General features: G+C 42.1%; 25 protein-coding genes. 20 read left to right on the plus strand and 5 right to left on the minus strand.

What is annotated here, in order from left to right:
- Positions 1–19: 19 nt before the first annotated feature.
- From hfq to glnA, 4 genes are all read left to right on the plus strand, one after another.
- Entirely contained in the window at positions 20–247 is a 228-nt protein-coding gene (gene hfq, locus JOD03_RS01770) for an RNA chaperone Hfq (RefSeq protein WP_204589102.1), read from the plus strand.
- A 58-nt stretch (positions 248–305) separates the two neighbouring features.
- Positions 306–1544 (plus strand): methionine gamma-lyase family protein, encoded by a 1239-nt coding sequence (locus JOD03_RS01775; protein ID WP_204589103.1) that lies wholly within the window; start codon positions 306–308, stop codon positions 1542–1544.
- An 86-nt stretch (positions 1545–1630) separates the two neighbouring features.
- On the plus strand, positions 1631–2023 hold the full coding sequence (locus JOD03_RS01780; protein ID WP_204589104.1) for a MerR family transcriptional regulator: 393 nt from the start codon (positions 1631–1633) through the stop codon (positions 2021–2023).
- Positions 2024–2042: 19 nt separating this feature from the next.
- Positions 2043–3377 carry a type I glutamate--ammonia ligase gene (glnA, locus tag JOD03_RS01785; protein WP_204589105.1) on the plus strand — a complete coding sequence of 445 codons (1335 nt, stop codon included), beginning with the start codon at positions 2043–2045 and terminating at the stop codon, positions 3375–3377.
- Positions 3378–3497: 120 nt separating this feature from the next.
- Here the strand turns inward: glnA and lexA are convergent, their stop codons facing one another.
- Complete coding sequence (lexA, locus tag JOD03_RS01790) at positions 3498–4121, minus strand: transcriptional repressor LexA (RefSeq protein ID WP_204589106.1); 624 nt, start codon at positions 4119–4121, stop codon at positions 3498–3500.
- A gap of 162 nt (positions 4122–4283) precedes the next feature.
- Here lexA and yneA point away from each other — a divergent pair, with 162 nt between their 5' ends.
- The 5 genes from yneA (at position 4284) to JOD03_RS01815 (ending at position 7982) form a co-directional block, all read left to right on the plus strand.
- On the plus strand, positions 4284–4595 hold the full coding sequence (yneA, locus tag JOD03_RS01795) for a cell division suppressor protein YneA (RefSeq protein ID WP_204589107.1): 312 nt from the start codon (positions 4284–4286) through the stop codon (positions 4593–4595).
- Positions 4592–5242 carry a YneB family resolvase-like protein gene (locus JOD03_RS01800; RefSeq protein WP_204589108.1) on the plus strand — a complete coding sequence of 217 codons (651 nt, stop codon included), beginning with the start codon at positions 4592–4594 and terminating at the stop codon, positions 5240–5242. Before yneA ends, JOD03_RS01800 begins: the two co-directional genes overlap by 4 nt.
- Before the next feature lie 82 nt (positions 5243–5324).
- Positions 5325–5558: a DUF896 domain-containing protein gene (locus JOD03_RS01805; RefSeq protein WP_204589109.1), complete on the plus strand. Its 234-nt coding sequence runs from the start codon at positions 5325–5327 to the stop codon at positions 5556–5558.
- A 71-nt stretch (positions 5559–5629) separates the two neighbouring features.
- Positions 5630–7615: a transketolase gene (gene tkt, locus JOD03_RS01810; RefSeq protein ID WP_204589110.1), complete on the plus strand. Its 1986-nt coding sequence runs from the start codon at positions 5630–5632 to the stop codon at positions 7613–7615.
- A gap of 130 nt (positions 7616–7745) precedes the next feature.
- The gene (locus JOD03_RS01815; protein WP_094941717.1) at positions 7746–7982 is read left to right on the plus strand and encodes a YneF family protein; all 237 of its coding nucleotides are present in this window, start codon (positions 7746–7748) and stop codon (positions 7980–7982) included.
- Positions 7983–7990: 8 nt separating this feature from the next.
- Here the strand turns inward: JOD03_RS01815 and JOD03_RS01820 are convergent, their stop codons facing one another.
- Positions 7991–8935 carry an alpha/beta hydrolase gene (locus tag JOD03_RS01820; protein ID WP_204589111.1) on the minus strand — a complete coding sequence of 315 codons (945 nt, stop codon included), beginning with the start codon at positions 8933–8935 and terminating at the stop codon, positions 7991–7993.
- Positions 8936–8982: 47 nt separating this feature from the next.
- Positions 8983–9840, minus strand: coding sequence for a hydroxymethylglutaryl-CoA lyase (locus JOD03_RS01825; RefSeq protein ID WP_204589112.1), 858 nt, complete (start codon positions 9838–9840; stop codon positions 8983–8985).
- A gap of 74 nt (positions 9841–9914) precedes the next feature.
- On the opposite strand from JOD03_RS01825, the gene JOD03_RS01830 reads away from it, so the two are divergent.
- Positions 9915–11102: an acetyl-CoA C-acetyltransferase gene (locus tag JOD03_RS01830; protein WP_204589113.1), complete on the plus strand. Its 1188-nt coding sequence runs from the start codon at positions 9915–9917 to the stop codon at positions 11100–11102.
- Positions 11103–11105: 3 nt separating this feature from the next.
- Entirely contained in the window at positions 11106–11360 is a 255-nt protein-coding gene (locus JOD03_RS01835) for a DUF3886 domain-containing protein (RefSeq protein ID WP_204589114.1), read from the plus strand.
- 16 nt (positions 11361–11376) lie between these two features.
- On the opposite strand, the gene JOD03_RS01840 is transcribed toward JOD03_RS01835, so the two are convergent.
- Complete coding sequence (locus JOD03_RS01840) at positions 11377–12279, minus strand: aldo/keto reductase (protein WP_204589115.1); 903 nt, start codon at positions 12277–12279, stop codon at positions 11377–11379.
- Between the two features lie 66 nt (positions 12280–12345).
- On the opposite strand from JOD03_RS01840, the gene JOD03_RS01845 reads away from it, so the two are divergent.
- The 7 genes from JOD03_RS01845 to lysA all read left to right on the plus strand — a co-directional run bounded on the left by JOD03_RS01845 (position 12346) and on the right by lysA (position 19270).
- The gene (locus tag JOD03_RS01845; protein ID WP_204589116.1) at positions 12346–12888 is read left to right on the plus strand and encodes an NUDIX hydrolase; all 543 of its coding nucleotides are present in this window, start codon (positions 12346–12348) and stop codon (positions 12886–12888) included.
- Between the two features lie 295 nt (positions 12889–13183).
- Positions 13184–13624 (plus strand): ferric iron uptake transcriptional regulator, encoded by a 441-nt coding sequence (fur, locus tag JOD03_RS01850; RefSeq protein ID WP_204589117.1) that lies wholly within the window; start codon positions 13184–13186, stop codon positions 13622–13624.
- Between the two features lie 446 nt (positions 13625–14070).
- Positions 14071–14970, plus strand: coding sequence for a site-specific tyrosine recombinase XerD (gene xerD / locus JOD03_RS01855; protein ID WP_204589369.1), 900 nt, complete (start codon positions 14071–14073; stop codon positions 14968–14970).
- 78 nt (positions 14971–15048) lie between these two features.
- Positions 15049–16230, plus strand: a complete 1182-nt coding sequence (gene deoB, locus JOD03_RS01860; RefSeq protein ID WP_392456366.1) for a phosphopentomutase — start codon at positions 15049–15051, stop codon at positions 16228–16230.
- 14 nt (positions 16231–16244) lie between these two features.
- Positions 16245–17549: a pyrimidine-nucleoside phosphorylase gene (locus JOD03_RS01865; RefSeq protein WP_204589119.1), complete on the plus strand. Its 1305-nt coding sequence runs from the start codon at positions 16245–16247 to the stop codon at positions 17547–17549.
- 194 nt (positions 17550–17743) lie between these two features.
- A complete protein-coding gene (locus tag JOD03_RS01870; RefSeq protein ID WP_204589120.1) occupies positions 17744–17875 on the plus strand; it encodes a sigma factor-like helix-turn-helix DNA-binding protein in 132 nt (43 codons plus the stop codon).
- 72 nt (positions 17876–17947) lie between these two features.
- A complete protein-coding gene (gene lysA, locus JOD03_RS01875; protein WP_204589121.1) occupies positions 17948–19270 on the plus strand; it encodes a diaminopimelate decarboxylase in 1323 nt (440 codons plus the stop codon).
- 490 nt (positions 19271–19760) lie between these two features.
- Here lysA and JOD03_RS01880 read toward each other — a convergent pair whose 3' ends face one another.
- Positions 19761–20255, minus strand: a complete 495-nt coding sequence (locus JOD03_RS01880; protein WP_204589122.1) for a DUF309 domain-containing protein — start codon at positions 20253–20255, stop codon at positions 19761–19763.
- Positions 20256–20308: 53 nt separating this feature from the next.
- Between JOD03_RS01880 and JOD03_RS01885 the strand changes: the two genes are divergently transcribed.
- Complete coding sequence (locus JOD03_RS01885; protein ID WP_204589123.1) at positions 20309–21112, plus strand: segregation and condensation protein A; 804 nt, start codon at positions 20309–20311, stop codon at positions 21110–21112.
- Positions 21054–21653 (plus strand): SMC-Scp complex subunit ScpB, encoded by a 600-nt coding sequence (gene scpB / locus JOD03_RS01890; protein ID WP_420837245.1) that lies wholly within the window; start codon positions 21054–21056, stop codon positions 21651–21653. The genes JOD03_RS01885 and scpB overlap by 59 nt, the downstream gene beginning before the upstream one ends.
- Positions 21654–21700 lie beyond the last annotated feature (47 nt).

Genomic DNA, 21700 nt, shown 5'->3' on the forward strand with positions numbered 1-21700 from the left:
GGACAAAGGGGAGATTCTAATGGCGAATGTAAATATGCAAGATACGTTTTTGAATCAGTTGCGTAAAAATGAAGTGTTTGTGACTGTATTTTTACTAAACGGTTTTCAACTGAAGGGGTTAATCAAATCGTATGACAACTTCACCGTATTACTTGAGTCGGATGGGAAACAGCACTTGATTTATAAACATGCGATTTCAACATTTGCTCCAAGTAAGCGCGTAGAATTAAATTTAACATCAAATTAATGGAGAGCTCGTCCTCTAGCGGAGGCGGGCTTTCTTTTCAGTAGGAAAGGAAATAAGTATGACACACTTTTTATTACCACAACAACTAGACTACATTGAACAAATCGAGAAAGAGATTGCCCCACAACAAAAAGAAGCAGAGCGTATCGCTTTTTACAACCAACAAAAAGTTTTGCATGCGTTTTGGAACCATTCAGTGAGTGAACATCATCTCACGCCTTCATTTGGGTATGGATATGACGACGAAGGACGTGACACCCTAGAAGCTGTCTATGCGGATGTATTTAGAGCAGAGGCAGCCTTGGTCCGCCCGCAAATCATTTCGGGTACACATGCCATTACCATTGCACTCTTTGGCATTTTACGTCCTGGAGATGAGCTCATCTATATTACCGGTAAACCGTACGATACATTAGCATCAATCGTCGATGGGGGAGAAGTAGATACTGGTTCATTGAAAGATTTCGGTATTCGCTATCGCCATATTGATCTTGTGGGTGGACTGGGAATTGATTGGGAATCCGTGAAAGCGGCGTGTAGCTCTTCACCAAAAGTAATGGCGATTCAGCGTTCTCGAGGCTACGCGAACCGCCCTTCATTCACGATTGCACAAATCAAAGAGATGGTCACTTTCATTAAAACCTATAGTCCGCATACCATCATTTTTGTAGATAACTGTTACGGGGAGTTTGTTGAAGAGTTAGAGCCAACAGAAGTGGGTGCAGATTATATGGCAGGATCTCTCATTAAAAATCCTGGTGGAGGTCTTGCGAAAATTGGTGGGTATATCGCAGGAAAAAAAGAAATTGTTGAAAAATGTGCATTTCGCATGACATCTCCGGGTATAGGGGGAGAGGCAGGAGCATCCCTATATGCGCTGCAGGATATGTATCAAGGATTTTTTATGGCACCACATATCGTCCTGCAAGCAGTAAAAGGGGCTTACTTTACAGCAGCTGCACTGGAGAATAAAGGATTTACAGCTTCACCAGCTTCTACTGAAAAGCGCACGGATCTAATTCAATCCGTTATTTTCACTACGCCTGACGAAATGATAAAGTTCTGTCAGCAAATCCAAGCGTCTTCTCCAATTAACGCGAAGTTCGCTCCAATTCCAGCATATATGCCTGGGTATGAAGACGACGTCATTATGGCGGCTGGAACATTTATTCAAGGGTCGAGTATTGAACTGACAGCAGATGGTCCAATTCGCCCCCCTTATACAGCTTATGTGCAGGGTGGACTGACATATGAACATATTAAACTTGCGGTTATACGGGCTCTCTTCTCACTTTAATTTTTTATGTCAGATTAGCTAACATGTTGTTGACATGTAAGTTAACATGACATATACTATTTTTAGATGAAGAGAGGAGGTGCAGCATGGAAAAGCAGTGGAGACGATCGATGCCCATACTGTCGATGAACATCGTGATGCAATTGACAGGCTTGACGGCTCGACAAATTCGGTATTATGAAGAAAATGAATTGATTTATCCTTCTCGTACAGAGGGGAAGCAACGCATGTTTTCATTAGATGATATTGATACGCTTCTTGAAATCAAAGATTTACTTGCTAGTGGAGTGAATATTGCAGGAATCAAACAGATTTTTGAGATGAAAAAGCAACCAGCTGCTACCTCCATACATAAGATCTCGGATGTAGAACTTCGCTCAATTGTCAAAGAAGAGCTGAAGAAATCGCAACTGAATCAGCGTGTCTCTTTAAGGCAAGGCGATTTGTCACGGTTTTTTAACAATGGCAAATCTTATTAATAAATAGGAGAGTGAAAAAATGGGTAAGTACACAAAAGAAGATATTAAGAATCTAGTAAAAGAGCATGACGTTCGGTACATCCGACTTCAGTTCACAGACATCTTAGGGACAATCAAGAATGTTGAAATTCCTGTGAGTCAGCTAGACAAAGCACTCGATAATAAAATGATGTTTGACGGTTCTTCCATCGAAGGATTTGTGCGTATCGAAGAATCTGATATGTACCTAGTTCCTGATCTAGACACATGGGTAGTGTTCCCATGGATTACTGGTAAAGGGAAAGTAGCTCGCCTGATTTGTGACATCAACCGTCCAGATGGTTCTCCATTTGAAGGTGACCCACGTAACAACTTGAAACGTGTTTTAAAAGAGATGGAAGAGCTAGGATTCACATCATTCAACTTAGGGCCTGAGCCTGAGTTCTTCTTATTCAAATTAGATGAAAAAGGTGAACCAACGCTAGAATTGAATGACCACGGTGGTTATTTTGACCTTGCACCAATGGATCTAGGTGAAAACTGTCGTCGTGATATCGTATTAGAATTAGAAGATATGGGCTTTGAAATTGAAGCATCTCACCACGAAGTAGCACCAGGGCAACATGAAATCGACTTCAAATATGCAAATGCTGTAGAAGCATGTGACAACATTCAAACATTCAAATTGGTTGTTAAGACTATTGCACGTAAACACGGTTTGCACGCAACATTTATGCCAAAACCATTGTTCGGTGTGAATGGTTCAGGGATGCACTTTAACTTGTCATTGTTCAATGGCAAAGAGAACGCATTCTTTGATGAAAATGCAGATATGCAGTTAAGTGAGACAGCAATGCAGTTTATGGCTGGAGTTTTGAAACACGTACAAGGTTTCACAGCTATCACTAACCCAACTGTCAACTCATACAAGCGTCTAGTACCAGGTTACGAAGCACCAGTTTATGTAGCATGGTCTGGTCAAAACCGTAGTCCATTAATTCGTATCCCTTCATCACGTGGTTTGAGTACGCGTATTGAGGTGCGTTCTGTGGATCCAGCTGCAAACCCATACCTTGCAATGGCTGTAATCTTGCAAGCAGGTCTTGATGGTATCAAGAACAAATTGACACCACCACCTGCAGTGGACCGTAATATTTACAACATGAATGAAAAAGAGCGTGAAGAAGTAGGAATCGCAAATCTTCCTGGAACTCTTCAATCAGCGCTTAAAGAACTTTCTAAGAACGAAACTGTTATTCAAGGTCTTGGTGAGCACATCTACCACAACTTCGTGGAAGCGAAAGAAATCGAGTGGGATATGTTCCGTACAACAGTACACCCTTGGGAACGCGAGCAATACTTGAAGATGTATTAATAGAGTCAAAACCTTCGTTGGAAGCAATTTCAGCGAAGGTTTTTTAATTGTGGAGGTAATAAATGGAATAGATTGATAGAATAAAAAAACTTCGCTGGACAGAAACCCAGCGAAGTCTTTTTAATGAATATGGCGATATACACCGACAACTTTACCTAAAATGCTTACTTGATCCACAATAATTGGTTCAAGTGATGAATTTTCAGGTTGGAGTCTAAAATAATTTTTCTCTTTAAAGAACCGCTTTACAGTCGCTTCATCTTCTTCTGTCATCGCTACTACAATATCCCCATTGTTTGCAGAATTTTGTTGCTTCACGACAACATAATCTCCATTTAAAATTCCGGCTTCAATCATACTATCTCCCATGATCTCAAGCATGAACAAGTGGTCATCAATCGTACCAAATGTCGTCGGAAGAGGGAAGAACTCCTCAATGTTCTCGATAGCTGTAATTGGTTGTCCTGCTGTTACTTTCCCGATTAAAGGTACTTGAACAACAGAAGCGGGTGAAATATCTGTTACATCTAATTCTTCTAAAATTTCAATTGCACGTGGTTTTGTAGGATCTCTGCGAATCAAGCCTTTGCTTTCTAAACGCGCAAGATGACCATGAACTGTAGAACTCGAAGCCAAACCGACAGCTTCACCAATTTCTCTTACGGAAGGCGGATAGCCTTTTTTTCGTACTTCTTCTTTTATAAAAGCGAGTATATCTTCTTGTCTTTTTGAAGCCTTTCTCATTAGGGTTCCCCTCCAAGTCACGATCATTATTTCATATCTAAAGTATAGCATTTGAACCAATGAAATGCAAACATAGGTTCTAAAATGGTTTGACAAGAAACGTGTGTTCGTATTATGATGAGTATACATATACGAACATACATTCTTAAGGAGTGAATTATCTTGAAAAACAAATTGTCGATTGTTTATACTACATGTCTTGTACTCATTATACTTTTTACTTTCACATCACTTCATTTTAAAAATCAAACTACAGGAACGAACGAAATTGTCATCTCACAAGGTGACTCTCTATGGACTTTAGCAGAGAGCTACGTGGAAAAAGACGAACGACTCCATTGGATTGATCAAGTTATGAAGTTGAACTTTATGACAGATAGCAAAATTCACGTTGGGCAAACTCTTACAATTCCATCAACTGAACAATTCAATTACTTAGGAGAACCAACGCAGTTAGCGGGGACAGAACAATGATAACAAAACAAGCAGTTATTTATAGTCGTGTCAGTACAGATAAAGAAGCACAAGAAACGTCACTTGTTCGTCAATCCGAAGAACTCCATGCATTAGCAGCGAGTCACGATTTACACGTCTTGGCAGAATACAGCGATCAAGAGAGCGGTTATGATGTCGATCGTGAAGGACTCTTAGACCTTCTTACAACAATTAAAGAAGAGGACGTGGATTATTTACTAATTCAAGATGAGACACGGCTTGGACGTGGACATGCACGCATGGCAATCCTGCATTTGCTGGAAAAAGAAAATGTGCAAATTTTAACAGCACGTGAGGACGGTGCTCTTGCTCTCTCGGAAACCGATACTATGGTCCTTGGTATCTTATCAGTTGTAGAAGAATACCAACGCAAAATTCACAATGCAAAGATTCGAAGAGGAATGAAACGAGCTGTACAAAACGGCTATCAACCAGAGCGCAACTTAAAATCAAGAGGCAATCTACTAGGGCGAGAACGTATTGAAGTACCCATCGAAGAAATCGTGCGTCTTCGTGTTGCTGGTCTCACCTATGAAGAGATCAGTACAACCTTATCTGCTCTTGGACACTCCATCAGTAAAGCTACTGTCCATAGACGTTACAAAGAATATAAACAACAAGCCTAGGTATTCCGCGCTGGAATGCCTTTTTTCTTGCACTTTTAATGAATTTCTCCTATCGTGTAGTAGAAAGCAAGGAGGTAGAACAATGTTAAGTCCTGAAAAACTCGCACGTATAAGCGAACTTTCTAATAAATCTAAGAAGCAAAAGCTTACTGAAGTGGAAGCAAAAGAACAATCATCTCTTCGTAAAGAGTATCTTGAGACTTTCCGCTCCACAATGCGAAAAACAATTGAAAATGTGAAAATTGTGGATCCGGAAGGCAATGATGTAACGCCCGATAAGGTAAAGCAAGCAAAAGAGAATAACCACCTCAATTAATAGAAGTAGTTGCTAGATGGCACGAGGTTGACTAAACTAAGAGAGTAATCAAATTTGAGAGGATGTCGTTCATGCAAGCAGAAAAAGATTTACTAGCAATCAATACGATCCGTACATTATCCATCGATGCAATTGATAAAGCCAATTCAGGTCACCCAGGTTTACCAATGGGAGCTGCTCCAATGGCTTATACATTGTGGACACGTCACTTACGCCATAACCCACAAAACCCGAACTGGTTTAACCGCGACCGTTTTGTACTATCCGCAGGTCACGGATCAATGCTTTTATATAGCCTGCTTCACTTAAGTGGCTATGATCTTCCGATGGAAGAAATTAAAAACTTCCGTCAGTGGGATTCTAAGACACCTGGCCATCCAGAGTACGGTCACACAGCAGGAGTAGAAGCAACGACAGGACCACTTGGTCAAGGAATTGGTATGGCAGTCGGTATGGCAATGGCAGAAGCGCATCTTTCTGCGACGTATAATACGACACATGATATCGTTGATCACTACACATACGCGTTATGTGGAGACGGAGATTTAATGGAAGGTGTTGCAGCTGAAGCTATTTCACTTGCAGGTCATTTGAAATTAAACAAATTGGTTGTTCTTTATGATAGTAATGACATCTCACTTGATGGAGATTTAGATAAATCTTTCTCAGAATCAGTTCAAAAGCGTTTTGAGTCTTACAACTGGAACTATATTTTCGTAGAAGACGGAAACGATGTAGACGCAATCGATCGCGCAATCGCAGAAGCTAAGACATCAGACCGTCCAACACTTATCGAAGTGAAAACAGTCATTGGATTTGGTTCACCAAACCGTTCCGGTAAGGCGGATGCTCACGGAGCTCCAATGGGCGCTGATGAGACGAAACTAGTGAAAGAAGCATACAAGTGGACATTCGAAGAAGACTTCTATGTGGACGATACAGTTTATGCAACTTTCAAAGAGGCTACTGACAAACTTGGTGCAGAAGAAGAAGCGAAGTGGAACGACTTGTTCACACAATTTGAAGCGCAAAACGCGGACCTTGCAAGCCAGTTGAAGCAAGCAATTGATGGAACATTCTCAATCGACTGGGATTCTGCAAAACCAACGTATGAAGTAGGCACTTCTGTAGCGACTCGTTCTGCTTCTGGTGACGCAATCAATGCGATTGCAAAAAACCTTCCGTCATTCTTTGGGGGCAGTGCAGACTTAGCAGGTTCAAATAAAACGACAATTAAAGGTGGCGGTGACTTCTCAGCAGATTCTTACGAAGGCAAAAACATTTGGTTCGGAGTACGGGAATTTGCGATGGGTGCTGCACTAAACGGTATGGCACTTCACGGTGGACTAACTGTGTTCGGCGGAACTTTCTTCGTCTTCAGTGACTACGTGCGACCAGCAATCCGTCTATCTGCACTCATGAACCTACCTGTAACATATGTATTCACACACGATTCAATCGCAGTAGGGGAAGATGGCCCAACCCATGAGCCAGTTGAGCAGTTAGCATCACTTCGTGCAATGCCGGGTCTTTCAATCCTTCGTCCTGCAGACGCAGTTGAAACGCAAGAAGCATGGAAACTTGCAGTGGAATCAAAGGATACGCCAACACTTCTTGTTTTATCTCGTCAAAACCTACCTGTACTTGAAGGAACGGTTTCGGGGGCAGCTGAAGGTGTTGCAAAAGGTGGATACGTGGTATCTGCTGGAGAGAACCCGACAGGTCTTTTACTTGCAACTGGTTCTGAAGTAAGTCTTGCAGTAGAAGCGCAAAAAGTTTTAAAAGAGCAAGGTGTTGAAGTTTCTGTAGTTTCTATGCCATCTTGGGATCTATTCGAAAAACAAGATGCAGAATACAAAGAATCTGTTCTTCCACGCTCCATCACGAAACGTCTTGCAATCGAGATGGGTGCATCTCTTGGTTGGCATAAATATGTTGGCTTTGACGGAGATGTACTTGCAATCGACCGCTTTGGTGCAAGTGCTCCTGGTGAGAAAATCATGGAAGAGTTTGGTTTCACAGCACAAAATGTTGCAGACCGCTTCCTAAAACTATAAGAGTTTTGTAGAGCATCCGAAAAAGGGTGCTCTATTTTTTTCAAGCTCTAGTCAATTTGAGGAAACATGTAGTATACTAGTGAATGGTGTCTGAGACACGTCGATAAGCCAGCAAAGGAGGATGACATACATGAACTTAGCACTTGCGATTACGTTGATTATCGTTGCTCTTATTCTCGGTCTTGTTGGAGGATTCTTTGCAGCACGTCAATATATGATGAAATATCTAAAAGATAATCCGCCGATCAATGAACAAATGCTTCGCATGATGATGGCCCAAATGGGACGCAAACCATCTGAGAAGCAAGTCAAACAAATGATGGCGCAAATGAACCGCGTACAAACTAAACCAGGTAAACAAAAGTAAAAAGCAGCTCAATTGAGCTGCTTTTCGTTTGTATATAAGTCGTATTTCACTAAGAAATCTAACACGGTTTGTTCATACTCTTCAGGGTTTTCATTGAAAGATTTAGCATGAGCGCCTTTATCGAAAAATTTGAGTTCTTTTGCGCCAATTTTTTTGTCATACAGCTCTTGAGTCATCTCCGGAAGAATGAAGTCATCCGGTTTAGAATGGATAAAAAGTACAGGTTTTTCAATTTTATCGACGACGTCAATTGGAGATACGAGACGGAATGTGTAGCCTTCACGTAGTTTCATGAAAAGATTCGCGACACGAACTGTAAACATCGACCGAATCGGCGTTGTTTGCATCATAACATGATGCACTTGACGTTCAAAATCAGAAAATGCACAGTCTGAAATGTAAAAATCCGCATCATCTCGAATGGAACCGGCGTATAAAAGTGTCGTTGCAGCCCCCATTGATTCTCCGTGAATGCCGATGACACCACCTTCACCTACGCGATCGCGTAGCGCATCCACAACAGCTTCTAAATCCATTTTTTCATAATGTCCAAAACTTGTCGTCTTACCTCCCGAATCACCATGACGCCTATGATCGTAAATGACACTGTTGTATCCAAGACGTTCGAACATACGCACAAAGCGCAATGAATTGACTTTGTTCTCGGTGACACCGTGGCATATGATCACGTAATTCTTCGTATCATGCGGTCGAATAAAGATCGATTTTAATTGATACCCATTTTTACTTTCAATCCAGACTTCTTCTTTCTTTATGGCATCATACCAAGATTGATCTAATCGTTTTTCTGAAATCTCCCGGTTTAATACAAAATCCGGTTCTTTTTGTTTGATATACATCAGTCGATTTGTCGCTACAAATCCAATCAATGTTGTTAATGCCGTGATGAGACTCGTGACAAGACTTGTCCAAATGATGACCCTCTTTTTCATCTCCATCATCTCCGCTATTCGTTATATCTCACTGTACCCACAACTGCTTACATTGACACATACGGTCGGATTTCTTTAATTGTTTGTTGTAACACGTTCTCATCAATACCTGTTTCGATCGACATTCTGTGCAGCATATGCACGACTTGCTCCGTCGCTACATTACCGGTCGCTCCTGGAGCAAATGGACACCCACCTAACCCACCGGCAGAACTATCAAACCGGTCCACACCTGCTTGCATGGCAGCAAATATATTAGCAAGCGCCATTTTTTCTGTATCATGAAAATGGGCAGTAATCAGTGTGTTTGGAAATTGGTCTTTGAGTAATGAGAACAGGGTATAGCTCTCAAGTGGCGATGCCTTACCGATCGTATCAGCGACGCTTAATTCTTGAACGCCCATTTCAACAAAAGTGCGACACAGATGTATGACATCTTCAATGGCCTGTTTTCCTTCATAAGGGCAATAAAAGGCAGTCGAAATACAAGCGCGTACAAAGATTCCCTTTGAAAGCAACTGTTGAATCGGTTCCGCTAACTGTTCAACGGCTTGATCAGTAGTTTTATTTATATTTTTCTGATTAAACGTCGAGGAAACCCCGACAAAAACTGCCACATGCTCTGCGCCAGCGGCTATGGCATTTTCCATTCCTCGTGCATTTGGGGTCAACACGAATTGGCGCCCGGTTTTTTCAACGGATGCCATTATATCAGCCGCATCGGCCATTTGTGGAACCCATTTTGGCGATACAAATGAAGTAAGTTCCATTTCTTTGACCCCTGCTTTTTGAAGCCCTTTTATATACCTAAGTTTATGCTCCGTTGCTACATTTTTCTTCTCATTTTGTAAGCCATCCCGTGGCCCGACCTCGATAATTGTCACTTTATTTGGTAAACTAATCATGGTATCAATCCCCCTTACTAGTAGTTTACGCATAAGTGGGGACAGGTCGCAAGGGATGACAAGGAGGAATTGGGATGTCTACTGAAGTTGTAATTGTAAGCGCTGTCCGAACAGCAATTGGCTCTTTCCAAGGAGCATTGAAAGATGTGCCGGCTACAAAGCTAGGGGCACTCGTTATTGAAGAGGCACTAACACGTGCGGGAATCTCAAAAGACCAAGTGGATGAAGTGATTATGGGGAATGTGCTTCAAGCAGGACTTGGACAAAACCCGGCACGTCAAGCCTCGATTTTAGCGGGCCTTCCGCAACAAGTGCCAGCCATGACTATCAATAAAGTGTGTGGATCAGGTTTGAAAACAATTCATTTAGCGACGCAAGCTATTAAAGCTGGGGATGCAGAAATTGTTGTAGCAGGCGGAATGGAAAACATGAGCCAAGCGCCATACCTGTTAATGGGTGCTCGAGACGGTTATCGCATGGGGAACCAACAAGCAGTCGATAGTATGATTTCAGACGGTCTATGGTGTGCATTTAACGACTATCATATGGGTGTTACAGCAGAAAACCTTTGTGCAAACTACGGTTTAACTCGTGAAGAACAAGACGAATTTGCAGCGCGCTCACAACAACGTGCGACTGCTGCAATTGAAGCAGGAAAGTTCGAAGAAGAAATCGTGGCAGTAGAAATTCCACAACGCAAAGGGGACCCAATCGTATTCAATGTAGATGAATACCCGAAACATGGATCGACTGCAGAAAAACTTGGCAAACTTCGTCCGGCATTCAAAAAAGACGGCTCTGTCACGGCAGGAAATGCTTCAGGTATTAATGACGGGGCAGCTGCTGTAGTGGTGATGTCCAAAGAAAAAGCACTTGAGTTAGGCGTGCCAATTTTAGCAACGGTTGTGGCGAACGCATCAGCAGGTGTTGACCCATCTATCATGGGTATTGGACCAGTAGAAGCGGTTGCGAAAGTAATGAAGAAGTCTGGATTGACAGTTGCAGACATGGATTTAGTCGAAGCAAATGAAGCCTTCGCAGCACAAGCGCTTGCTGTAGATCGCGAATTGAAATTTGATGCAGAAAAATTGAATGTAAACGGTGGCGCTATTGCTCTTGGTCACCCAATCGGTGCCAGTGGGACACGTATATTTGTCACACTTCTTCATGAGATGAAAAAGCGTGATGCGAAGACTGGTCTTGCAACATTATGTATCGGTGGAGGACAAGGCGTAGCAACCATCGTTTCCCGAGGTGAGTAATACGTGAAAAAGAAGAAAAAGCATACTCAAAATCACCGTCAAGTTGAGAAGCAAGATGATTCTCTCACATTAAAAGACCAACTTTCAGAAGATGTTTTCTCAAAGCTTCAAGCGGCTAAGACGGCTCTGTCAGAAGAACAAAAGAAGAAAGAAGAAGAAGGGCATGCACGTAAATTGTTTGAGAAGAAACAACGTGAAAAGAATATGAGCTTTGAAGAACTTCTAGAGCAGTACGGCGATAAAGGGTCAAAGTTTTAAAAAAAGAGCATGTCGATCAGTCGACATGCTCTTTGTATTTCTCAGGCTTTGTGAGCGCCACGTATGTTGCAATTTCATCATCTGTAACAGAATGATAATAATTTTTTAATGTGTCTTGCAACTGATTGAGCTTACTCGTTCCGATAACAACAGAACTAACTGCTGATTGCTTCAAAATATGGTGCAGGCTTACAGCACCTAAGTTTGGAATATCATGGGCCAACTGTTTAACAATAGTAGGAAGATCCTCTTCTGTATAACTCCCAAATGAAGAGATTTTTTCTAACTTTTCGAGTGCGGCATCTGTTAAAAGACCCTTAGCTTGGCCACCCCGGACAAGTACTCCGATTTCGTGTTGTTCCAAAAATGGAAATACACTTTCCGGTCGTCGATCTAAACCGGAATATTGCATCATCACACTGACAGCGCGTGACTTTTCAAAGTACGGATAAATCACATTTGGTCGGATTGATGAAATCCCGTAATGGCGAATCAAACCCTTATCTTGGAGTTTCTCAAATGTTTCGATGATAGCGTCCCAGTCATCTTCTTTTGTTCCCCCGTGAAGTTGATACAAATCGATCACATCCGTGTTCAACCGTTTTAGAGAGTGATGAATTGCTTCTTCAATCCATTTTGGATTAGGATCCCAAGTCCAGCCTTCTTTTCCTTCTTCAAATCGATTTCCGACTTTTGTAGAAAGTAAAACATCTGATCGTCTTCCAACTATACTTTTTCCTATACGTTCTTCGTTCGCTCCTTGTTCATACAAGTCTGCTGTATCAATCCAATTAATACCTGCATCAAGTGCAGTATGAATGATTTTATCAGTTGACGCCTGATCTTTTGGAAGGGTCATCCCTCCAAGAGATAATTCAGATAGTGAAAGTGAACTATTTCCAAGTTGTACATGTTTCATCTGCTCTCCTCCTTTCCATAATGGTACAATGAGAGTAGAAATTATACAAAGAACAGGAGCGAGACGATGACAAACTTTGAAGAAAAAACGACAAACACGACACCGATTTATTCCGGTCGTGTGATTTCTTTATCTGTTGACGATGTTGTGCTACCGAATGGTAAACCATCGAAGCGAGAGCTCGTAAAACATCCAGGTGCGGTGGCGGTCATTGCCATTACCCAAGACCACAAAATTGTTTTGGTCGAGCAGTACCGCAAAGCCCTTGAACGAACACTCGTTGAAATTCCAGCAGGGAAAATCGAGCAAGGAGAAGATCCGAAGGAAACTGCGTTTCGAGAGCTTGAGGAAGAAACAGGCTATACAGCGTCCGACCTGCATTTTGTTCAAAGTTTTGCGACCTCACCCGGTTTCGCAGATGAAATCATCCATATTTATGTAGCACAAGGATTAAAGAAAGTTACAGAAAATCGCCAACTTGATGAAGATGAGTTTGTGGAGATTCATGAATGTTCTCTTGCGGGAGCAGAAAAATGGATTCAAGATGAGAAGATATACGATGCCAAGACTGCTTTTGCGATTCAGTGGTGGCGACTCCATAGGTTCTAGTTTTTCATGCACGATGCATACATTGTCTCAAGAGGGGGGAGTGTATGCAGCATGTGCTGCTCCAGTGGTGGACAATGTTTGTAGTCTCAAGTTTAGGTAGCTGTTTTCTGGCTTCTCTTTTACTCGCGAGCAATTGGTTGGCGTCTATTGACTGTGGCCGTTCTAATCGGACATGGCAGTTCGCAGTGGCCACCTTTTAATTAGAATAATTATAAAAAAATAAGCATTCTAAGAAGTTACACTTGTCACTTGAAAATGTCATTTGGTATACTAGTCTCATGTTAGGAGGCGTCGTATGGAAGGCCGAATCGATCGAATCAAAAAACAATTGTCCGGCGCCGGCTATAAACTGACGCCGCAACGAGAATCAACTGTACGTGTTCTACTTGAGAATGAAGAAGCACATTTAAGTGCAGAAGACGTTTTCTTATTGGTACGAGACAAGTCTAAAGATATCGGACTTGCAACAGTTTACCGGACGCTCGAGCTTCTCAATGAATTAAATGTCGTCGACAAAATCCAATTCGGAGATGGAGTTTCCCGTTATGATTTACGACAAGAGGGCGCTGCTCATTTCCATCATCATTTAGTATGTATGGAGTGTGGAGCCGTCGATGAAATTCAAGAAGACTTATTAGGGGATGTCGAACAAATCGTGGAGTCGCGCTTTAATTTTCAGATTAAAGATCATCGCTTGACGTTCCATGGTATTTGTCATCGCTGCCATTCAAAATAATCAATGACGTCAAAGTCGAAGAGGATAGCCTACTTGTGCTATCCTTTTTTTATTATTAGATGTGTAGAACGCCACTCTAGAAACTCCGAGGAAATCTGGCGTGGCCGTGAAGGCGCTTTTCAGCATTTGCGGGTGCGACAGATTCTGGAGTGTGTTTCTGGCGTTCGGAACTTGATTTTATTCAGAGTCGAAAAAAGGAACTCACTACCTCCTCTTGTCGATTGTTAAAGTCACAAAATCTTACTAGTAAGACCTTACGAAATCAAGGTCTTTGGACAATGCGCTTCAAGGACCATGTGAAGTCAATTAACGCCCGTAACTGCTCATTTGGCGACCCGATTGACTCCTTTAACGCTCGTAAAAGCCGAATTAGCGCCCGTAATGATAGTATGGAAACTAATTACCCGCATCAACCACTAAAAACCACTAATCCTACTATGAAAAAGGTGAATGTCTTGAAAGAAGCACTTGAAGATTACCTACATTTTTTACGGATAGAAAAACAAGTTTCGGACAATACTCTTGTTGCCTACCGTACAGACCTATCCGCTTACATACAGCAGCTCGAGCAACTGAACATCAAATCATTCCAAAATGTTTCAAAAGAAGACATTTCACACCACTTGCGTAGCCAAAAGCTGGAAGGGAAATCTGCGCGTACAATAGCGCGCAAAGTCGCAGCACTTCGCTCATTTCATCAATTTTTACTAAGAGAGCGCGTAACAGACCATGATCCGTCGTATCAAATCGAACATCCCCAGTTTGACAGCGTGTTGCCAAAGTTCCTAACGATTGATGAAGTCGATCAGCTCACCAGTGCCATTTCAAAAGAGAAGCCACAAGGGATGCGTGATTATGCCCTCATCGAATTGTTGTACGCGACAGGAATGCGAATATCCGAGTGCACGCAACTTGATCAAGAGGACGTTCAGTTATCGATGGGTTTTGTTCGAGTTACAGGGAAAGGACATAAAGAACGAATCATCCCACTTAATCAAACATCGATTCGACTTATCACACGTTATCTAGAATCAGCAAGGGGTAGACTATTCAAGCCAGGAGGAGATGAGAAGGCACTTTTCATCAATCAAGCTGGAAAGCGACTGACAAGACAAGGGATTGCAAAACTGCTGAAACAACATGCGCAACGTGCGGGACTGACAAAAGAAATAACGCCTCATTTGTTACGTCATACATTTGCGACACATTTGATTGAGAATGGTGCAGATTTACGCGCCGTTCAGGAGATGCTTGGGCACTCGGACATTTCGACAACTCAGATTTACACGCACATTGGCAAGAAGCGATTAAAAGAGGTCTACAATGAATTTCATCCACGTGCTTAATTTGTAAGAGGTCTGACGTGTATTTTTTCCATAAAAGATGCTACTATTACCGTATACCATATAAAGTGAGGGATTTTGATGTCATATTCATTCAAACGAGCACATGTTATCGTAATGGATTCAGTCGGAATTGGAGAAGCTCCAGACGCAAAAGCTTTTGGTGATGAAGGGTCGAATACACTCGTTCATACAGCAGAAGCAGTAGGAGGACTTCACCTTCCAAACCTTCAAAAGTTAGGCCTAGGGAACATCGAAACGATTCCTGGTGTGGAAGCGGTCTCACAACCACTCGCACATTACGGAAAAATGCAAGAAGCATCTGTTGGAAAAGACACGATGACAGGTCACTGGGAGATCATGGGCCTTCACGTAGATCAACCATTTAAAGTGTATCCAAACGGATTCCCACAAGAGTTGATTACGCAACTTGAAGAAAAGACAGGCCGCAAAGTACTTGGGAACAAACCTGCAAGTGGAACAGAAATTTTAGACGAACTTGGGAAAGAGCACATGGAAACTGGAGCAATTATTGTGTACACATCTGCTGACCCTGTGCTTCAAATCGCGGCTCACGAAGAAATCATTCCACTAGATGAGTTGTACCGCATCTGTGAAATTGCACGTGAACTCACGCTTTCTGAAGAATTTTTAGTCGGACGCATCATAGCTCGTCCATTTATCGGCGAGCCTGGCAACTTCCAGCGCACAACAAATCGTCATGATTATGCATTGAAGCCATTTGGTCGCACTGCTTTAAATGAATTAAAAGATAACGGTCTAGATGTGATTGCTATCGGAAAGATTGATGATATTTACAATAGCGAAGGAATCACGGAAGCCGTTCGTTCAAAAGACAACATGGACGGTATGGATAAACTCCATGAGGTTCTTGGACGCGACTTTACAGGGATCAGCTTCTTGAACTTAGTAGATTTTGATGCATTATATGGACACCGTCGTGACCCGAAAGGATACGCGTCTGCACTTGAGGCATTTGATGCGCGTCTGACAGAAACGCTTGAAAAATTAGCTGAAGACGATTTACTGATTATCACAGCTGATCACGGAAATGACCCAACAATGCCTGGAACAGACCATACACGTGAATTCGTACCGCTTCTAGTCTATTCAAAACGCTTTGAAGGCGGAAAAGAATTGCCACTACGTGAGACGTTTGCTGACATTGGTGCTACTTTGACAGATCTATTTAAAACAAACCCCACTTCATTTGGAACTAGCTTCTCATCTGAATTGGTTTAAGGAGAGGTAAGACTATGAGAATGATCGATATTATTGAAAAAAAGCGTGATGGTCATGAATTGACAGAACAAGAAATCCGCTTTTTTGTAGAAGGTTATACGAATGGAACAATTCCTGACTATCAGATGAGTTCATTGCTTATGGCGATATACTTTGAAGATATGAACGACCAAGAGCGTGCTTTCTTAACGATGGCGATGGTCGAATCAGGAGATCAAATTGACCTTTCCGCAATCGAAGGAATCAAAGTTGACAAGCACAGCACAGGTGGCGTTGGCGATACAACGACTCTAGTGCTTGGTCCCCTTGTAGCTGCTGTCGGTGTACCTGTTGCAAAAATGAGTGGACGCGGTCTTGGGCATACAGGAGGAACAATCGATAAGTTAGAAGCAATCGAAGGATTCCATGTGGAGTTAACAAGTGAGCAATTCACAAAACAAGTCAATGAGTTGAAATTAGCCGTTATCGGGCAAAGCGGGAACTTGACACCTGCAGATAAAAAGCTCTATGCACTTCGTGACGTTACAGCGACAGTGAGCAGCATCCCACTGATTGCAAGTTCGATTATGAGTAAAAAAATCGCTGCTGGTGCAGATGCAATTGTACTAGATGTAAAAGCTGGCGAAGGCGCATTCATGAAGACGATTGAAGATGCAGAAGCGCTGGCAACAGCCATGGTCCGTATTGGGAACAATGTAGGCCGGAATACAATGGCAATCATCTCGGATATGAGTCAACCGCTTGGCCGTGCAATCGGTAATGCCCTTGAAGTCGAAGAAGCAATTGATACATTGTCTGGTAAGGGCCCAGAAGACCTTACAGAGCTATGTCTAGTACTTGGAAGCCAGATGGTCGTTGTGGGTGGAAAAGCAGAAACTCTTGATGAAGCTCGTAAAATGCTAGAAGCTGTTATTGCAGATGGTTCTGCACTTCAAATCTTCAAAGATTTTATTAAGTGGCAAGGTGGAAACCCAGCAGTAGTCGACAATCCAAAACTTCTTCCACAAGCTGCACATAAAATTGATATTTTGGCTCCAAAATCAGGAACGATTAGTTTTATGGAAGCAGATGAGATTGGGACAGCAGCAATGATTCTTGGTGCAGGTCGTGCAACGAAAGAATCGGAAATCGATTTAGCAGTTGGAATTATGCTTCATAAAAAAGTTGGAGATACTGTATCTGAAGGCGAAGCACTTGCAACGTTTTATGCAAATAGCGAGGACATTGAAGATGCAAAAACGAAGTTCCTAGAGAACATCACAATCTCAGATCAAGCTACAGATGCACCACCACTGATTTATAAAATCATTACAAAATAAAGCCACAAGGCGTTAATCGATTTGTCGATTCGCGTCTTTTTTTTGTTCTTTTTTCTAGTTTTCTCGACTAACAGGAATAGAAGAACTCCGTTGCGAAATTCACAGAAAACAAGGAGGAATGTTCATGTTATCAACTATTGAAAAAGTCGGAGATCAAACGTTAATCGTTCGTCTACAAGGAGAAACTAATTCGTATGCGCTTTCACTCAGATTACACGCAAACTGAAGTCGCGAACAGATTAGGTGTTTCTCAAGTGCAAGTTTCACGAATGGAGAAGCGAATATTAGAGCGGCTAAGAGGTTGGATTCCAGCGAATAGCCTATGATGCGCATTGAAAGCGGAACTTCAGTGTGGTAAAGTGTGTGTAGTAAAAATCCAGGGAACGTGAGGGATTCGCATGAACCAAACACTGAACTATCCAACAAATGAACAAGGTCATTTAACGATTGCTGGGCTGGATGCCACAGCATTAGCAAGAAAATATGGTACACCTGTTGTCGTCTATGATATTGAACTAGTCCGTGAACGTGCGCGTAAGTTTAAAGAGACGTTTGAAAAACATAATGTAAAGGCACAAGTCGCTTATGCTTCAAAAGCATTTTCATCTATTGCAATCTATGAAGTAATGAAAGAAGAGGGGCTTTCACTAGATGTAGTGTCAGCTGGAGAACTATATACAGCACTTCACGCCAAGTTCCCCGCGTCAAAAATTCATTTCCACGGCAACAACAAAAGTATGGAAGAGTTGGTCATGGCATTTGACGCAGAAATTGGTTGTATTGTAGTCGACAATTTCTACGAAATCGAGTTAGTGAAGCAGCTAGCAGAAGAACGAAAGCAAGCGATTTCGATTTTACTCCGTGTAACGCCAGGGATTGAAGCCCATACCCACGATTACATCACGACAGGTCAACAAGACTCGAAGTTTGGATTTGATTTAAATAACGGACAAGCAGACGATGCATTTGAGGCGGTTGCACATCATCCATACGTCAACTTACTAGGGCTTCATTGTCACATCGGGTCTCAGATTTTCGAGACACAAGGTTTTGTTGCTGCAGCAGAAAAACTATTGACAAAGATGCAAAACTGGAGTGAATCACAAAATTATTCGTGTACGGTTCTCAATCTCGGCGGAGGTTTCGGTATCCGGTATACAGAAGAAGATGCCCCACTTGCGCCTGAAAAATATGTAGAAGAAATGATTAAAGCTATCAGTCGCCTCTCGTCGGAATCCGCTTATCAGATGCCTGAGATTTGGATTGAACCTGGACGGTCTCTCGTCGGGGATGCAGGAACAACTCTTTATACAATTGGCAGCCAAAAGACTGTCCCGGATGTTCGTCATTACATTGCTGTTGATGGGGGAATGTCTGATAATATTCGTCCAGCTCTCTATCAGGCCCGTTACGATGCGCGTGTAGCCAATCGCATGAACGCGGATGCAACTCAGCTGGTGACGGTAGCCGGAAAGTGCTGTGAATCAGGTGATAAATTGATTGAAGATATCACGTTGCCTGAAGTAGAAGCAGGAGACATTCTTGCAATCTTCTCAACAGGAGCATATGGATATGCGATGGCGAGCAACTACAACCGATTGACACGACCAGCAGTAGTCTTTGTGGAGAACGGAAAGGCGCGCCTCGTCATAAAACGTGAATCACTTGAAGATTTAGTACGAAACGACTTGTCTCTTTATGGGGAGGTCGAAGGACAGTGAAGCTAAAAAATCGAAACATAGTGCTGTTTGTATTGTTGTTGGTAATGGGACTAGGCTGGGGAGTCGTGTACTGGATATTTATAGCGCCGACAGTTTAGATGTGGAGCCGACTGGTCAGAAATTGTGCGAAATGACAGCGTGGGCTGTGAAGCGCTCTTTGCTTCATAGCCCGCGATGGCATTTTGCGGGATTTCTAGGAGGCGCAACTCGATTCCATGTAGATGTGGAGAACGCTACTCTAGAAACTCCGAGGAAATCAGGTCTGAGTTTTGTATTAGTTTCCATAATATGACTTCGGTAGAATAAATCACGTTTAGTGTAGAAGAAAAATCAGTTTCGGTAGAAGAAATCCTGATTAGTGCAGAATAAATTACGTATTCATCCGATGAACGTTCGCTCAGTTTGATACCGACTAGCTTTCTTAAAGGTGACTGATTTAAAAACAAGTCCCCTCACTTGAACCTTTGTTCGAGTGAGGGGACTTTCCACTTTATTTCTGCCGTTTCAACAAAGCCTGTTGTCGAGCTAAGATGACGTCTGAGCGGTCGCGTGTCGAGTGTCTATGAATGATCTCGTCTCCCACGTGAAGCGCTGGAGGAAACGACGCAATCTTTGCTTTTAACTCCATATCGCGAATAGGTAACTGGATTGATTCATAAGGAGAATGACTAGCCACCTCTCGAATCAATTCCAAAAACAATGTATCAAGCTTTTCAAAATCTAAATAATCCTCTAAAAGAATTCTATTAGTTACAAGTAGCTTCAAAGATTTTTCTAAACTTCTCAAAGCCCCATCGAAATTTGCACGTCGCCAGTGGTAGAGTCCCGTCGCCAGCAACACAAACCCCACTAAAAAATGGGACTTCTCCCGCGGTGCGACCTCTTTCCATAACTCCTCGCCGATCTCATGGCATTCAAAATAGTCTTTCGTTACATAAAAATGATACAAAAACTCTTCCATTTCAGGTCTTTTCATAAGGTGCATTGTGTCATCACATCCGGTATAATAAGAATCATTGTGCAATAAAGGGTGAGTAGATGGCATACGAAGTAAAAGTTGAGGCGTTTGAAGGTCCATTGGATCTTTTACTCCATTTAATTAATCGATTAGAGATTGATATTTATGATATAAAAATGACTGAGATTACCTCTCAGTATATGGAACATGTACATGCCATGCAAGTGCTGGAGCTAAATGAAGCTAGCGAATACTTGGTTATGGCGGCTACGCTATTAAGTATTAAAAGTAAAATGTTGTTGCCTGTTGTGACAGTAGACCTCGATTTAGATTCTGAATATGATGACTATGATCCACGGGATGAACTCGTGACGAGACTACTTGAATACAAACGATTCAAGGAAGCAGCCCAAGAACTGAAAGAACGTGAACAAACGCACAGCCAACACTTTTCAAAACTGCCAGCAGTTTTTGAAACACAAGAAATCGAAGTGGCTGAAGTTCTAGAACAACAATACGAAGCGTATGATTTGCTAGGTGCTTTTCAAAAAATGCTAAAACGAAAACAACTGCAAGCACCGTTATCGACACGTATCGCTAAAACTGAGATTTCGATTAAAGCGCAAATGCAAGAAGTTGTCTCAAAGCTTCAAGCAGCTCATGGGAAGATGGTATTTGAAGAATTGTTCGATACAAATGAGCGCTCCGTATTAGTAGCGACATTTCTATCGGTATTAGAGTTGATGAAGCGGCAACTAGTGCTCGTTCATCAAATCGAAAATTTTAAAAACCTTGAAATAGAGTTAGTTAAGGAAGTGCATGAAAGTGAAATTGAATCAGAGTTTGATGAGTCAGCTCGAGAGCCTGTTGTTCATAGCAGGTGATGAAGGACTAAGTTTTGCTAGTTTACTGAAATTTACAGAGCATTCTGCAGATGAAGTGAAGTTTCACTTAGATGCTATGATGGAGAACTATAAACAAGATGAAGCGCGTGGAATCGAATTGGTTATACTCGCTTCCAACTATCAATTTGTTACGAAAAGGAAAAATGCAGAAGTCATTCAACGTATGGTAGATACAACACACTCTACATCTTTGTCTCAAGCTGCGATGGAAGTGCTTGCGATCGTCGCTTATAACCAACCTATCACACGTGTTGAAATAGATGAAATTCGTGGTGTGAAATCAGATAGTGCGGTGCAAACACTAGTATCCCGCGTATTGATCAAAGAAGTAGGGAGAGCTGAAGGAACGGGTCGGGCCATATTATATGGAACAACACCTGAATTCATGCAAGTTTTTGGGCTGCAAAACTTGAGCGACTTGCCTCCACTTCCAGAGTCGAATGAACTTGAAGATGAAACAGACCTCTTTTTATCAAAGTTCCAAGAGCAGTTTGATTTGAACTCGACAGAGAAGGGATGAAGGTTTGGTAAGACAAAAGTGTTCAGCGGGACTGCGCATATGGTCCT

It is taken from the genome of Chryseomicrobium aureum (assembly GCF_016909155.1).
In the GTDB taxonomy this organism is placed as follows: domain Bacteria; phylum Bacillota; class Bacilli; order Bacillales_A; family Planococcaceae; genus Chryseomicrobium; species Chryseomicrobium aureum.

Coding starts and splice junctions, on each gene's coding strand:
- JOD03_RS01775 (WP_204589103.1), top strand. CDS start 306: ATGACACACTTTTTATTACCACAACAACTAGACTACATTGAACAAATC.
- fur (WP_204589117.1), top strand. CDS start 13,184: ATGGAAGGCCGAATCGATCGAATCAAAAAACAATTGTCCGGCGCCGGC.
- deoB (WP_392456366.1), top strand. CDS start 15,049: ATGTCATATTCATTCAAACGAGCACATGTTATCGTAATGGATTCAGTC.
- JOD03_RS01800 (WP_204589108.1), top strand. CDS start 4,592: ATGATAACAAAACAAGCAGTTATTTATAGTCGTGTCAGTACAGATAAA.
- JOD03_RS01830 (WP_204589113.1), top strand. CDS start 9,915: ATGTCTACTGAAGTTGTAATTGTAAGCGCTGTCCGAACAGCAATTGGC.
- JOD03_RS01870 (WP_204589120.1), top strand. CDS start 17,744: ATGCGCTTTCACTCAGATTACACGCAAACTGAAGTCGCGAACAGATTA.
- glnA (WP_204589105.1), top strand. CDS start 2,043: ATGGGTAAGTACACAAAAGAAGATATTAAGAATCTAGTAAAAGAGCAT.
- JOD03_RS01805 (WP_204589109.1), top strand. CDS start 5,325: ATGTTAAGTCCTGAAAAACTCGCACGTATAAGCGAACTTTCTAATAAA.
- JOD03_RS01880 (WP_204589122.1), bottom strand. CDS start 20,255: ATGCACCTTATGAAAAGACCTGAAATGGAAGAGTTTTTGTATCATTTT.
- JOD03_RS01825 (WP_204589112.1), bottom strand. CDS start 9,840: ATGATTAGTTTACCAAATAAAGTGACAATTATCGAGGTCGGGCCACGG.
- JOD03_RS01865 (WP_204589119.1), top strand. CDS start 16,245: ATGAGAATGATCGATATTATTGAAAAAAAGCGTGATGGTCATGAATTG.
- JOD03_RS01815 (WP_094941717.1), top strand. CDS start 7,746: ATGAACTTAGCACTTGCGATTACGTTGATTATCGTTGCTCTTATTCTC.
- lysA (WP_204589121.1), top strand. CDS start 17,948: ATGAACCAAACACTGAACTATCCAACAAATGAACAAGGTCATTTAACG.
- JOD03_RS01820 (WP_204589111.1), bottom strand. CDS start 8,935: ATGAAAAAGAGGGTCATCATTTGGACAAGTCTTGTCACGAGTCTCATC.
- JOD03_RS01780 (WP_204589104.1), top strand. CDS start 1,631: ATGGAAAAGCAGTGGAGACGATCGATGCCCATACTGTCGATGAACATC.
- hfq (WP_204589102.1), top strand. CDS start 20: ATGGCGAATGTAAATATGCAAGATACGTTTTTGAATCAGTTGCGTAAA.
- JOD03_RS01845 (WP_204589116.1), top strand. CDS start 12,346: ATGACAAACTTTGAAGAAAAAACGACAAACACGACACCGATTTATTCC.
- JOD03_RS01840 (WP_204589115.1), bottom strand. CDS start 12,279: ATGAAACATGTACAACTTGGAAATAGTTCACTTTCACTATCTGAATTA.
- JOD03_RS01885 (WP_204589123.1), top strand. CDS start 20,309: ATGGCATACGAAGTAAAAGTTGAGGCGTTTGAAGGTCCATTGGATCTT.
- lexA (WP_204589106.1), bottom strand. CDS start 4,121: ATGAGAAAGGCTTCAAAAAGACAAGAAGATATACTCGCTTTTATAAAA.
- tkt (WP_204589110.1), top strand. CDS start 5,630: ATGCAAGCAGAAAAAGATTTACTAGCAATCAATACGATCCGTACATTA.